The following is a 13789-nucleotide window of genomic DNA, read 5'->3' as shown; positions in this document are numbered from 1 at the left end:
ACCTACACTGCCTTCTATGCCTGACCGTACCCAGACCATCGCGTACCCGGCAGTCGGCTCGCGGCCGTCCCGACGGGACACCGAGCCCCTGGCACCGCACGTCATCGTGCTGTTCGGCGCGACCGGCGACCTGGCCAAGCGCAAGCTGCTGCCCGGTCTGGCCTACCTCCAGCAGTCCAAGTTCGCGCCCGACGTACGGATCATCGGGTCGGCCACCGAGGACCTGACCACGGACGAGTTCCGGGAGCGGGCCCGGCAGGCGGTCGAGACCTACGGCACGCACCGGATGAGCGACGACGAGTGGGAGCAGTTCGCGAGCCGGCTCGACTACGTGTCGGTGTCGGCCGGTCCGCAGGCCCTGGCCGCGACGGTGCAGGCCGCCGAGGAGCTGCTGGGCGAGGGCGTCTGCCGGTTGCACTACCTGTCGGTGCCGCCGAAGGCCGCACAGGCCGTGATCGCGATGCTGCGCGACGCCGGACTGGTCGAGCGCGCCCGGGTGGTGATGGAGAAGCCGTTCGGTGACGACCTGGCCAGCGCCATCAAGCTGAACGACTTCGTCCACGAGACCTTCGACGAGGCGCAGATCTTCCGGATCGACCACTTCCTGGGCAAGGAGGCGGCGCTGAACATCCTCGCCTTCCGGTTCGCCAACGGCCTGTTCGAGCCGATCTGGAACCGCAACTTCATCGACCACGTGCAGATCGACATCCCCGAGGAGCTCGGCCTCGACCAGCGCGCCACCTTCTACGAGCCGACCGGCGCGTTCAAGGACATGGTCGTCACGCACCTGATGCAGGTGATGTCGTTCGTCGCGATGGAGCCGCCGACGGCGCTGGAGCCGCGGGCGATCTCGGAGGAGAAGAACAAGGTCTTCCGGTCGATGCTGCCGATCTCGCCGACCGACGTGGTCCGCGGCCAGTACGCCGGCTATCGCAAGGAGGAGGGGGTCGCGCCGGACTCCGACACCGAGACGTTCATCGCGCTCAAGGTCGAGATCGACAACTGGCGCTGGGCCGGGGTCCCGTTCTTCCTGCGCACCGGCAAGCGGATGGCGCAGGGCCAGCGGATCATCTCGATCGCCTTCAAGGAGGCGCCGAAGACGATGTTCCCGACCGGCTCCGGCGTCGGCTCGGAGGGCCCGGACCACCTGACCTTCGACCTGGCCGACTCGTCCCGCGTCTCGCTGTCGTTCTACGGCAAGCGACCCGGCCCGGGGATGCGTTTGGAGAAGCTGTCGATGCAGTTCTCGACCCAGGAGACCGGCAGCGCGGGCGACGTACTGGAGGCGTACGAGCGGCTGATTCTGGACGCCATGCGCGGCGACCACACGCTGTTCACGACCGCTGAGGGCATCGAGTCGCTCTGGGATCGCTCCGCGCACCTGCTGGAGGACCCGCCGCCGGTCAAGCCGTACCAGCCCGGCACCTGGGGCCCGAACGCCATTCACCAGCTGATCGCACCGCGTGCCTGGCGGCTGCCGTTCGAGCGCGAGTGGCGCGAGCACAAGCCTTAGAGGTGTACGGCGCCGACTGCTTCGCGGATGGGACCGCGGTGCAGTCCGCCGTGCCCGGGTAGTACGACATTCGCGTCCAGATCCACCAGCGGCTTCAGCGCACCGAGCAAGTCCGCGGGATCACCGTGCTGGAACAGCGGTGGGATCAGCTGCGGACCGACGGCCGCCACAATCTTGTGTCCGGTGACCAGAGCGTCGCCTGTGATCACCACGCCGGCCGACGGCACGAAGTACGCCGTGTGCCCGGCAGTGTGACCGTGAGTCGGCACGGGCACCGGTGCGCCCGGCAGGTCGAGCGCACCGTCCGTCGGGAACGCCTGGACGTGCGGCGCGGTCACGTCCTGCATTGCGCCGTTGCGGATGATTCCGACCGCCCACGGCAGCACGCGCGGCCGCCACAGGTTGCCGATCAGCTTGGCCGGAGCCAGCTGGTCCAGATAGTCCCGATGGGCGTGACCGACCTCAGTAGGATCCGCGTACGCCGGCGTCCCGTAGCGAGCGTGGAACGGGTTCACCGCACCCATGTGGTCGACGTGCGCATGCGTCAGCAGCACGGCCTGCACATCCTCCGGCCGATGCCCGATCTCCCGGATCGACGCCTCCACGGCGTCCAGGTCTCCGGGGTAGCCACCGTCGACCAGCGTCAGGGCGGACCCGTCGCGCAGGATCACCCAGTTGACCGCCGGGCCCTGCACGAAGAAGACGTTCTCTGCCGCTTCCACCACGCCGCTATCAGTCACGCGCTCGATGGTACGGCGATTGTCCCCAGGGCCAGGTAACGTCCGGTTGCGTGAACGTCGAAGAACGCATTCAGGAGCTGGCCGGCCGGATCGTCGAGCTCCGCGACGCGTATTACCAAGGTTCCCCGGTGGTCGCGGACGCGGAGTACGACGCGATCGAGGACGAGCTGCGCAGCCTGATCGTCGCGAACCCGGAGCTGACGCCGGACCCGAACCCGTTGGACGAGGTGGGTGCGCCGGCGGTGCTGCACGCACCGATCCGGCACTCGCGGCCGATGCTGTCGCTGGAGAAGGCGACCAAGCCGGAGCAGGTCGAGGCGTTCTTCAGCCGGTTCCCCGGCCAGCCGGTCGTGGTGATGCCGAAGCTGGACGGGCTCTCGCTGGCGCTGGTCTACGAGGACGGCCGGCTCGCTCGCGCGATCACCCGCGGCGACGGCACCACGGGTGACGACGTCACTCCGCTCGTGCGGGCGCTGGCGGACGGCGTACCGCACAAGCTGGAGGCGCCGGGACGCGTCGAGGTGCGTGGTGAGGCCGTCATGCTGCGGTCGACCTTCGCGGCGTACAACGCGGCGCATCCAGACAAGCCGCTGATCAACCCGCGCAACGCCGCGGCCGGCACGCTGCGGGCCAAGGACCCGGCAACGGTCGCCGAGCGGCGGCTCCAGTTCCTCGCCTTCGATCTGCACACCGACCCGGACAGCACTGAGGCCGACCTGGAGCGCGCGCTCAAGACTCTCGGCTTCACCGCGGCCGACATGCGGCACTGCACCGACGCCGCGGCTGCGCAGGAAGTCATCACGGGCATCGAGCAGCAGCGCAACGAGCTCGACTACGACCTCGACGGCGCCGTACTGCGGCTTGCCGATCGCGACGCGTATGCCGCGGCCGGGACCCGGTCGAACTCACCGCGCGGCGCGCTGGCGTTCAAGTTCGCGGCCGAGGAGAAGACCACGATTCTGCTCGAGGTCCGCTGGGACGTCGGCAAGACCGGCAAGATCGCTCCGGTCGCCTGGCTCGAGCCGGTCTTCGTCGGCGGTACGACGGTCACCCGCGCGACGCTCGCCAATCAGGAAGTGATCAAGGCCCGCGGCATCAAGATCGGCGACACCGTCCTGGTCCGTCGGGCCGGTGATGTGATCCCGTTCGTGGCCGGTGTGCTCGACGCATCCCGTCGTACCGGGGCTGAGGTCGACATCGTCCCGCCGACCCACTGCCCGTCGTGCAACGAGCCTTTGACCGAGCAGGGCAACAGCCGCGAGCTGTTCTGCACCAACGTCGCCTGCCCGGCCCAGACCGTGCGCCGCCTGATCCACTGGGCCTCCCGCGCCGCCGCCGACATCGACGCCATCGGCGGCGTCTGGATCGAGCGCCTGGCCGAATCCGGCGACCTCGAGAACCCGTCGGACTTCTACAGCCTCACTAAAGAGCGCCTGCTCGAGTTCGACCGCGTCGGCGAGGTCTCCGCCACGCGCATGATCGACTCCATCGAAGCCAGCAAGCAGGTCGGCCTCCGCCGCGCCCTGATCGGCCTGGCCATCCCGATGGCCTCGGAGGGCACGGCGGCGCGCTTGTGCCGGGCGGGCTTTCCTTCCCTGGAAGCGGTTCTGGAGGCCGGCGAGGAAGGCGTCGTGGCCGTCGACGACATCGGCCCGAAGGTCGCCGCCTCCCTCATCGAACATCTGAACCGGCTGCGTCCCGAGCTGGAGCGCCTCCGCGCCGCAGGCGTCTCCCTCGACGTCCGTGAGGAAGACCTGCCGCCCGTGGTGGCCGCCGGGGCGCCGCTGGAGGGCAAGACGGTCGTCGTCACCGGCTCCATCTCCAATCCCCGCACCGGTGAGAAGGTGACCCGCCCCGCCTTCCAGCGTCTCTGCGAGCGGGCCGGCGCCACCATCGCCTCCTCCGTCTCCGCCAGCACCGACTACCTCATCACCGGCGCCGACGTCGGAGCCTCCAAACTCACCAAGGCCGAGAAACTCGAAGTAGAGGTCGTCGACCAATCGGAGATCTGGAAGCTCCTTCAGGAGGCCGGCGTCGCCTAGGGTTCGACGCCCCAGGCGAGGGTGCCGCTGAAGTAGCCGGTGACGCGGTCGAAGTCGGTCAGGGTGTTGCTGACGCGGTAGCTGTGGTCGTCGGCCTGGTTGAAGGCCGACCAGTCGGACTTCGCCACGCGGAACTGGATATCGCCGGTGCTCGCGCCGGGGGCGAGGCTGCCCGCGGCGAAGGTGATTTCCAGATAGGCGTCGGCCCCGGTGCGGGCGGTGGTCAGCTTGACGACCCTCGCCGTGAGGTTGGCGCAGCCGACCTGCGCCCAGTCGCACCACACCTGGTAGGTGGGCGAAGGAGCGTCACCGGTGAACCAGTACCGCAGCGACACGGTCGACAGGCTCACGGCCGTCGTACCGCGGTTGGTCGCCTGCAGTGTCGCGCCGATCTGACCGGACGTCGCTCCGGACGAACCCTTGTGCTGCACGGCCAGGGTGCTCGCCGGCGTCTGGGTGGTGTGCACGGTGACTGGGCTAGAGCCGCCTGATACGTTGCCGGAGGCATCTTTAGCGCGGACCGCGAAGGTGTACGACGTATCTGGTGTCAGACCGGTGACCTGCAGGCTCGTCGTGGCCGTGGACCCGGCAACCGTGGTTCCGTTGAGTACGTCGTACCCGGCGACGCCGACGTTGTCGGTGGACGCAGTCCAGCTCAGTACGACGCTGCTGCCGGTCACAGCCGACGCTGTGAGCTGAGTGGGCGTGCTCGGCGGCACACTGTCGACTGTGCCGCTCGGCTCGACACCCCAGACCACCTTGCCGCTCTGGCGCAGCACGATCCGGTCCGTCTGCGCGACCGCGTTGCCGGTGCCGAGGCCAACGGCTGACCAGTCGTTGGTCGGGTCCCACGTACCGGTGCTGGTGATGCGGAACTGCACCTCCTTCCGGTACGCCGACTGCCCGGCCGGTGTCACGCCGGTGCACGGGATCTCCACGTAGTACGTCGAACCGCTGTAGTGGATCGGAGCGCTCGCCGTACCGCACTGGTTGTAGTTGGTGGTCACGCTGACCTGACTCGAAGTAGTAGAGCCATCCAGGGTGAAGTAGTAGCGCAGTGTCCCGTTGAACGACCTTGCCGGCCAGGCGCTCTTGTTGAGCACGAAAGCCTTGATCTCACTGAACTGTGCGCCCGATTGGCTCAGTGAAGCCTGCACGGTCAGCTCAGGCCCGTCCGGGGTCTCCGCCACCGGGAAGTTCGCCAGGGGAGTGCCGCCGTACTCGCCGTACAGGCGGGCCAGTGCGCTGGTGAAGCCGGCGTTGTAGTCCAGTGCGACCTCGTTCATCACGTAGTCGCTGCGGCTGTCGGCGTACGCGTCGTCATTGCTCTTCGGTCCGCCGACCAGGGCGCCGTACAGGGTGTGCCTGCTGACGACGGGCTCCTGAATGCTGTCGGCCCAGGACCCGTGCGCCGTGCGGTGATGTGGGTTGCGTGGTGGGTTGGCGCCGAAGCCGATGAGATAGCTGGAGTTGCGGGGGTTGTCACCGAGTGCGTAGTTGATCTGCCGCGCGCCGAAGTCGTGATAGGTCCTGGCGCGTGCACTGTCCCGACTGGTCAGCCAGTCGGAGTACACCAGTGCGACGAACGCAGTGTTGGCTGCATAGCGCAGTGAGCCCCAGGTATCGAGCACTGCCTGACCACCGGGGGAGTACCGGACTCTGGCGCCGTTGTAGCCGGTGGTCCAGTAGTCCAGCCAGCGGTTGGCGTCGGTGATGTACGCCTGCTCGCCGGTCAGCTGGGCCATCAGCACATACGCGCCATAAGCCTTGTCGTCCCAGGCGATCGTCCACTTGTAGGAGCGCTCGGAGGTCTGCGACTCGGTCGAGAGCTTCTGGTACTCCGCCTTGGCCTTCGTCAGGTAGACCGCGTCACCGGTGGCCCGGTAGAGCCAGATCGCGCCCCACACCAGCTCGTCCTGGTACCCGCTCCACGAGTTGTAGAACTTGCCCGCATCGGTGATGCAGTCGCTGTACTTGCCCCGGTAGGTGTCGGCAAAGCTGTAGAGCTGCTTCGCGTGCGTCACCAGAGTCGCCGCGTACGCAGGATCAGAGCTCTTGAACACCATCGAGGCGGACGCCATCGTGGCGGCGTACTCACCGGCGAGGTCCGAGCCCGGACACGACGGATCCACCTTGTACGACGGCCGCGCCATCGGCATCACCTCCGCGGAACCCCACCAGGCGTGGTCGGGATCGCCGGCGCCGACCTGCCCGTAAACGACGTTGGCCGACGGGTGTGCCTTGATGATCCAGTCGGTGCCCCAGCGCAGGTTCGCCATCAGCGGGTCGAGCTGGCCGGAGCTCACATACGCAGCGCGGTTCTCCACCGCGCCCCAGGCGAGCATCGACATACTGAACGCGAACGGCAGCCCGAACTTCACGTGGTCGCCGGCGTCGTAGAAGCCGCCGGAGAGATCGAGTCCAACGTCGCTGCCGTCCTGCAGCGCCGAGTCCGCGCGCCAGCTGACGCGATTGGTCGCCGGCAGCTTGCCGGAGCGTTGCGCGTCGTAGAACCAGACGGCCTTCTGCAGCGCCTCGCCGTAGTTGAAGGTGGCCGCTGCTGACGCGGTCGGTGGCGGCGGGCTGATCAGGGCGGTGAACAGGATGGCGAGGGCGGTCAACACTCGCAGGAAGCAGGTTCGCATAGGAGCCTCCGAGGGGCGGTTCCTCGGGAGCGTAAAGAACCGCATCGGCCTCGGATAGGGGCTTAAACGTTTCGGATCCGGGCCTGCTGAACGCAAGCTCCAGGAGCTCCTGGGAGTTTGTCATGAGCTCTTTACGGGCTGATGTCGTCCGGTTACAGTTCGGCAAACTTGGGAGCGCTCCCACCCCCGTCCGCCCCGACGCTGCGAGGTTCCTCATGCGTTCAAGAAAACCGTTCATAGTCAGAGTGGCCGCCGTTGTGGCGGCTGCGTTCGCCACCATTACCGCCGGCCTGACGGCGGTCGACGCCGCCGCCACTGTCACTGCCGCGCCGGCGGCGAGCGGGTGCAGCGTCTCGTACTCGGTGACGAGCCAGTGGCAAGGTGGCTTCAACGCCGACGTCGCCGTGACCAACCTCGGTGCACCGGTCGACGGCTGGCAGTTGGTCTGGACATGGCCGTCCGGACAGCGGAGCACCCAGGCGTGGAACGCGACCATCACGACCTCCGGAAGCCGGGCGACGGCCAAGGATGCCGGCTACAACGCCAGGATCGGCACGAACGCGAAGGTGTCCTTCGGATTTACCGGCACCTGGACGGGATCCAATCCGGTGCCGTCGTCCTTCGAGCTGAACGGTGTCCTGTGTACCGGCAGCGCGAGCTCCGACGCGATGGCCACCGTCGCGGCGATGCAGCCGGGGTGGAACCTGGGCAACACGCTGGACTCGACCGGCAGTGACGAGACGTCCTGGGGCAACCCACGGGTCACGGAAGCCTTGCTGGACCAGGTGAAGGCGCAGGGCTTCAAGAGCATCCGCATCCCCGTGACCTGGAGCCAGCACCTGGGTTCGGCGCCGGGCGCTCCGATCGAGGCGGCGTACCTGGATCGGGTCAAGGAGGTCGCCGGCTGGGCGACCGCGCGCGGTCTGTACGTGATGATCAACCTGCATCACGATTCCTGGCAGTGGATCAACACCATGCCGTCCGACCATGACGGCGTACTGGCCAAGTACAACGCGGTCTGGACGCAACTGGCCGAAGCCTTCAAGACCTTCGATCCCAAGTTGACGCTCGAGAGCGTCAACGAGCCGCAGTTCACCGGTAGCTCGGGCCAGGCCCAGGAAGTCCAGTTGCTCACCGAGCTGAACACCTCGTTCCGCGACATCGTGCGCCGATCCGGTGGCAACAACGCGACTCGTCTGCTTGTCCTGCCGACGCTGCACACCTCGTCCGACCAGGTACTGCTCGACGCGCTGGCGACGTCGATCCGCGGCTACAACGATCCCAACCTGATCGCTACCGTGCACTACTACGGCTACTGGCCGTTCAGCGTGAACATTGCCGGCGGCACCCATTTCGACGCCACCGCGCAGAAGGACCTGACCGACACGTTCGACCGGGTCAATGCCACGTTCGTTGCCCGCGGCATCCCGGTGATCATCGGTGAGTACGGCCTGCTCGGCTTCGACCGGCACACCGGCACCATCGAGCAAGGTGAGAAGCTCAAGTTCTTCGAGTACTTCGGCTACTACGCGCGCGCCAAGCAGCTCACCACCATGCTCTGGGACAACGGTCAGCACTTCGGCCGCACCTCGTTCCAGTGGAGCGATCCTGAGCTCATCGCGCAGATCAAGTCGAGCTGGACCACCCGCTCCGGTACGGCGTCGACGGACCAGGTCTTCAGCGCCAAGTCGACCGCGATCACCGCCCAGACGATCACTCTGAACCTCAACGGCACCTCGTTCGTGGGCCTGCGCCACGGCACCACCGAACTGGTGCGCGGAACCGACTACACGATCCAGGGCGACCAGCTCACGCTGACCGCGCCGTTGCTGACGAGATTGAGCGGCTCCTGGGAGTACGGCACGAACGCGGTACTGTCGGCCCGCTTCTCCCAAGGCGTGCCCTGGCGGATCAACCTCATCACCTACGACACACCGGTGCTGAGCAACGCCACCGGCACCACCAGTTCCTTCGCCATCCCCACTGCGTTCCGCGGTGACCTGCTGGCCACGATGGAAGCCAAGTACGACGACGGCACCAATGCGGGTGAGCAGGACTGGACGTCGTACAAGGAGTTCGACCGGGCGTTCGCCCCCGACTACCCAACCGGAGTCACCACGTTGACGCCGGACTTCTTCGCCGCCGTGAAGGACAACGCGCGGGTGACCCTGACGTTCCACTACTGGAGCGGCACCAAGGTGACCTACTACATCACCAAGTCAGGCACCACCGTCACCGGTACGACGGCATGAGGGCCGCGATCGGCGCCTTGGTGCTGGCGATGCTCGTTGCCGTCCCCGGTCCGCCCGTGGCACAGGCTGCGCCCGGCAGCCCGGCGCTCACCCCTCCGATGGGCTGGAACAGCTGGAACAGCTTCGGCTGTGCCGGTGTCAACGAAACGGTGATCCGGCAGGCCGCGGACGCCATGGTCTCCTCGGGCATGCGGGACGCGGGCTACCAGTACGTCGTCGTCGACGACTGCTGGTTCGATCCGCAACGTGATCCGCAGGGCAACCTGCGGGCGCACCCGGCGAAGTTTCCCAGCGGCATGAAGGCTCTGGGCGACTACATTCACGGCCGCGGCCTGAAGTTCGGGATCTACCAGGTGCCGACCGAGCGCACCTGCGCGCAGGGCGGTGGCGCGCATCCGGGGTCCACCGGCAGCATGGGTCACGAGGTGCAGGACGCGCGCTCGTTCGCGTCCTGGGGTGTGGACTACCTCAAGTACGACTGGTGCTCCTCGAGCGGTACGCGGGACCAGCAGGTCGCCCGGTTCACGATCATGCGCGACGCGCTGCGGGCGACCGGGCGGCCGATCGTCTACAGCATCAACCCGAACAGCTACCACGCACCCACGGGCGACAAGTACAACTGGGGTGAGGTCGCCGATCTGTGGCGCACCACCGAGGACCTGTTGGACATCTGGCAGAACGGCAACACCAACAGCTACCCGATGGGCGTCGGCAACGTCGTCGACGTCACCGCGCCACTCGCCGTACAAGCCGGGCCAGGCCATTGGAACGACCCGGACATGCTGGTGGTCGGTCGCCCCGGCCTGACGCTGACCGAGTCCCGATCGCACTTCGCGCTCTGGGCGCTGATGGCCGCGCCCTTGATGGCGGGCAACGACATCCGCACCATGTCCGCCGACGTCAGTGCGATCCTGCGCAGTCCGCGGTTGCTGGCGGTGAACCAGGACTCGCTGGGTGCGGGCGGGCGGCGGGTGCGTGACGACGGTACGACCGAGGTGTTCGCCAAACCACTGGCCGACGGGTCGGTCGCGGTCGGACTGTTCAACCGTGGCAACGCGGCGGCGACCGTCTCGACCACGACAGCACAGATCGGGCTGTCCGGCGGGTCATTCACGCTGACCGACCTGTGGACCGGCGCCACCTCCACGAGCACCGGGCAACTGTCGGCCGGCGTACCCGCGCACGGTGTGGCGGTGTACCGGGTCTCCGGCGGGTCGCCCGTGACCAGCACGACCTCTCGGCTCCGGGGCGCCGGCTCGGGCCGATGCCTCGACACCGACAACTCGTCGACCGCGGCGGGTGCGCTCGCGGTGATCCGGGACTGCCAGACCGCAGCCAGCCAGTCGTGGACGTCGTGGCCCGGCGGCGAGATCCGGGTCTTCGGTGACAAGTGTCTGGACGCCGAGAACTCCGGAACCACTAACGGCACCCGGGTGCTCAGCTGGCCGTGCAACGGCCAGAACAACCAGCAATGGACGTTCCGCTCCGACGGATCGATCGTGAACGTCCGGTCCGGACTGTGCCTCGACGTCAACCAGGCGGCAACCGCCAACGGGTCCCGGCTGATCCTCTGGACCTGCAACAACCAGCCCAACCAGCAGTGGGTCCGCGATCGTACGACAAACATGTGATGAATGCCGTGGAAGAAGCGTGTTGGTTCCGGCCCTAAGCGCTTAGGACGCTCCGCTCTGGACGGATGGCTCGGCATCCCCTACACATACATAGGATGTTTGCCGAGCCTGGGGGTTGAAATGTCGGATGTGACTCGACGGCAGGTGCTGCTGGCCGGTGCGGCGGGTGCGGGCGCCGTACTGGTCCCTGGTCAGCAGACGACGGCCGCGGCCCAGGAGAGCGCGGCGGTCGACGATCTGTCGCTCTGGTACGACCAGCCGGCCGGTTCGGACTGGCTGCGGGCATTGCCGATCGGCAACGGCCGCCTGGGCGCGATGGTGTTCGGCAACACCGACACCGAGCGCCTGCAGCTCAACGAGGACACCGTGTGGGCCGGTGGCCCGCACGACTACAGCAATCCGCGTGGCGCGGGCGCACTGGCGGAGATCCGGCGGCTGGTGTTCGCGAACCAGTGGGGCGCGGCCCAGGATCTGGCCAACCAGACGATGCTCGGCAATCCGGCCGCCCAGTTGGCCTACCAGACTGTCGGCGACCTCCGGCTCACCTTGCCCGGGACGAGTGGCGTCTCCACCTACCAGCGGCGGCTCGACCTCGCCACCGCGACCACCTCGGTGACCTACGTGGCCAACAACGTCCGGTACCGGCGTGAGGTGATCGCCAGTGCTCCGGACCAGGTGATCGCCATCCGCCTGACTGCCGAGACGCCCGGGTCGATCACGTTCTCCGCCGCGTTCAGTACTCCGCAGCGAGCGACGCCGTCCAGCCCGGACAGTACGACGATCGCGCTGGACGGCCGCTCCGGCGATCAGAGGGGTATCGCCGGAGCGGTTCGATTCCTCGTGCTGGCCAAGGCGGTCGCCGAGGGTGGAACCACCACCAGTTCCGGCGGCACGCTGCGGGTCACCAACGCGAACAGCGTCACACTGCTGATCTCGATCGGCACCAGTTACGTGGACTACCGCAACGTCTCCGGCGACTACCAGGGCATTGCCCGGCAGCACCTCGCCGCCGCGCAGGTCACGCCGTACAGCACGTTGCTTGCCCGGCACGTCGCCGACTACCAGCGGCTGTACGGGCGGACCACCCTCGATCTCGGCCGGACCGCGGCGGCGGACCAGCCGACCGACGTACGGATCGCTCGGCACAACACGGTCGACGATCCGCAGTTCTCCGCGCTGCTGTTCCAGTACGGCCGGTACCTGCTGATCTCGTCGTCACGGCCAGGGACCCAACCGGCCAACCTGCAGGGCATCTGGAACGACCAGCTGACGCCCTCCTGGGACTCGAAGTACACCCTCAACGCCAACCTGCCGATGAACTACTGGCCGGCCGGTCCTACGAACCTCGCCGAGTGCTACGAGCCGGTGTTCGGCATGATCGGCGACCTCACGGTGACCGGCGCCCGGACAGCGCAGGTGCAGTACGGCGCGCGCGGCTGGGTCACGCACCACAACACCGACGCCTGGCGAGGGACCTCTGTCGTCGACGGTGCGGCCTGGGGGATGTGGCAGACCGGCGGCGCCTGGCTGGCCACGATGATCTGGGACCACTACCGGTTCACCGGCGACGTCGGGTTCCTGCGCGCGAACTATCCCGCGATGAAGGGCGCTGCCCAGTTCTTCCTCGACACCCTGGTGGAAGAACCGACGCTGAAATGGCTGGTCACCAATCCGTCGAACTCGCCGGAACTCCCTCATCACGCCAACGTGAGCATCTGCGCCGGCCCGACGATGGACACGCAGATCCTGCGCGACCTGTTCGACGGTTGTGCCGCCGCTGCCGACGTACTGGGGGTGGATGCCGACTTCCGCGGGCAGGTCCAGGCGGCCAGGCAACGACTGGCGCCGATGCGGGTCGGATCGCGCGGCAACGTCATGGAATGGCTGTACGACTGGGTGGAGACCGAACCGAACCACCGGCACATCTCGCACCTGTACGGCCTCTATCCCAGCAACCAGATCACCAAGCGGGGTACGCCGCAGCTGTTCGAGGCCGCTCGCCGGACACTGCAATTGCGCGGTGATGCCGGGACCGGCTGGTCGCTGGCCTGGAAGATTAACTACTGGGCGCGGATGGAGGAGGCGAGCCGGGCCCACGACCTGATCCGCTACCTGGTGACGCCGGAGCGGCTCGCGCCCAACGTGTTCGACCTGCATCCGCCGTTCCAGATCGATGGCAACTTCGGTGCGACGGCCGGCATCGCGGAGATGCTGTTGCAGAGCCACAACAACGAGCTGCACCTGCTGCCCGCACTGCCGGCTGCGTGGCCGGCGGGGAGTGTCGCGGGACTCCGCGGGCGTGGCGGCTACACCGTCGGCGCCTCGTGGAACAGCAGTCGGACCGACCTGACCGTGACGCCGGACCGGGCCGGCACGGTGCGGATCCGCAGCCGGATCCTCACCGGCCAGTTCGAGTTGCGCGACGAGACGAGCGGCCAGGTGCTCCAGCCGACGAAGCCCGAGCCAGACGTCATCCAGTACCTCGGCCAGGCCGGTCATAGCTATCGCGTGTCCGCAGTGAAGTCCGGTCCGGTCGAGCCCGGCGTCTACTACCGGCTGGTGGCTCAGCACAGCGGCAAGGCGACCGACATCAACGGTGCGTCCACCGCCGCCGGCGCGACGCTGATCCAGTGGCAGCTGCACAGCGGGCTCAACCAGCAGTTCGACTTCCTGCCCTCCGACGGCGGCCACTATCGCATCCGGGCCCGGCACAGCGGTCTGGTCCTCCAGGTCGCCGGGAACGGCAGCGGCGTCGATATCACCCAGCAGCCCGACACTCAGGCGACCAGTCAGCAGTGGCGGCTGGTCGACCAGGGCGGTGGCGCGGTGAGTCTGGTCAACCGGCAGAGCGGTCTGGCCATGGACGTGTGGTCAGCCAGCACAGCCGATGGCGCCCGCGTCTCGCAGTACACGCTCAACGGCGCCGCCAACCAGCGGTTCCAGCTGCAACGCATCTAAGACAAAGG

The 13789-nt window shown here is 67.6% G+C and carries 7 protein-coding genes; 5 read left to right on the top strand and 2 right to left on the bottom strand.

Annotated elements, in window-relative coordinates; all coding sequences use genetic code 11:
- Positions 1 to 16: 16 nt before the first annotated feature.
- Positions 17 to 1513, top strand: a complete 1497-nt coding sequence (zwf, locus tag ABZS29_RS33660) for a glucose-6-phosphate dehydrogenase (protein ID WP_355468214.1) — start codon at positions 17 to 19, stop codon at positions 1511 to 1513.
- Here zwf and ABZS29_RS33655 read toward each other — a convergent pair.
- Complete coding sequence (locus ABZS29_RS33655; RefSeq protein WP_355468212.1) at positions 1510 to 2253, bottom strand: MBL fold metallo-hydrolase; 744 nt, start codon at positions 2251 to 2253, stop codon at positions 1510 to 1512. The two genes, zwf and ABZS29_RS33655, sit on opposite strands and share 4 nt — an antisense overlap.
- A gap of 50 nt (positions 2254 to 2303) precedes the next feature.
- Between ABZS29_RS33655 and ligA the strand changes: the two genes are divergently transcribed.
- A complete protein-coding gene (ligA, locus tag ABZS29_RS33650; protein WP_355468210.1) occupies positions 2304 to 4295 on the top strand; it encodes an NAD-dependent DNA ligase LigA in 1992 nt (663 codons plus the stop codon).
- Here the strand turns inward: ligA and ABZS29_RS33645 are convergent.
- Positions 4292 to 6940, bottom strand: coding sequence for a glycoside hydrolase family 9 protein (locus ABZS29_RS33645; RefSeq protein WP_355468208.1), 2649 nt, complete (start codon positions 6938 to 6940; stop codon positions 4292 to 4294). The two genes, ligA and ABZS29_RS33645, sit on opposite strands and share 4 nt — an antisense overlap.
- A 215-nt stretch (positions 6941 to 7155) precedes the next feature.
- Here ABZS29_RS33645 and ABZS29_RS33640 point away from each other — a divergent pair, with 215 nt between their 5' ends.
- The 3 genes from ABZS29_RS33640 to ABZS29_RS33630 all read left to right on the top strand — a co-directional run bounded on the left by ABZS29_RS33640 (position 7156) and on the right by ABZS29_RS33630 (position 13781).
- The gene (locus ABZS29_RS33640; RefSeq protein WP_355468206.1) at positions 7156 to 9192 is read left to right on the top strand and encodes a cellulase family glycosylhydrolase; all 2037 of its coding nucleotides are present in this window, start codon (positions 7156 to 7158) and stop codon (positions 9190 to 9192) included.
- Complete coding sequence (locus tag ABZS29_RS33635) at positions 9189 to 10823, top strand: ricin-type beta-trefoil lectin domain protein (RefSeq protein ID WP_355468204.1); 1635 nt, start codon at positions 9189 to 9191, stop codon at positions 10821 to 10823. Before ABZS29_RS33640 ends, ABZS29_RS33635 begins: the two co-directional genes overlap by 4 nt.
- 129 nt (positions 10824 to 10952) lie before the next feature.
- Positions 10953 to 13781 (top strand): glycoside hydrolase N-terminal domain-containing protein, encoded by a 2829-nt coding sequence (locus ABZS29_RS33630; RefSeq protein ID WP_355468203.1) that lies wholly within the window; start codon positions 10953 to 10955, stop codon positions 13779 to 13781.
- The last annotated feature ends 8 nt before the right edge of the window (positions 13782 to 13789 follow it).

Origin of the sequence: Kribbella sp. NPDC005582 (assembly GCF_040605415.1) — a bacterium.
GTDB lineage: Bacteria > Actinomycetota > Actinomycetes > Propionibacteriales > Kribbellaceae > Kribbella.
Note: the sequence above shows the minus strand (reverse complement) of the source record. Positions and strands in the feature narration are given on the sequence as shown.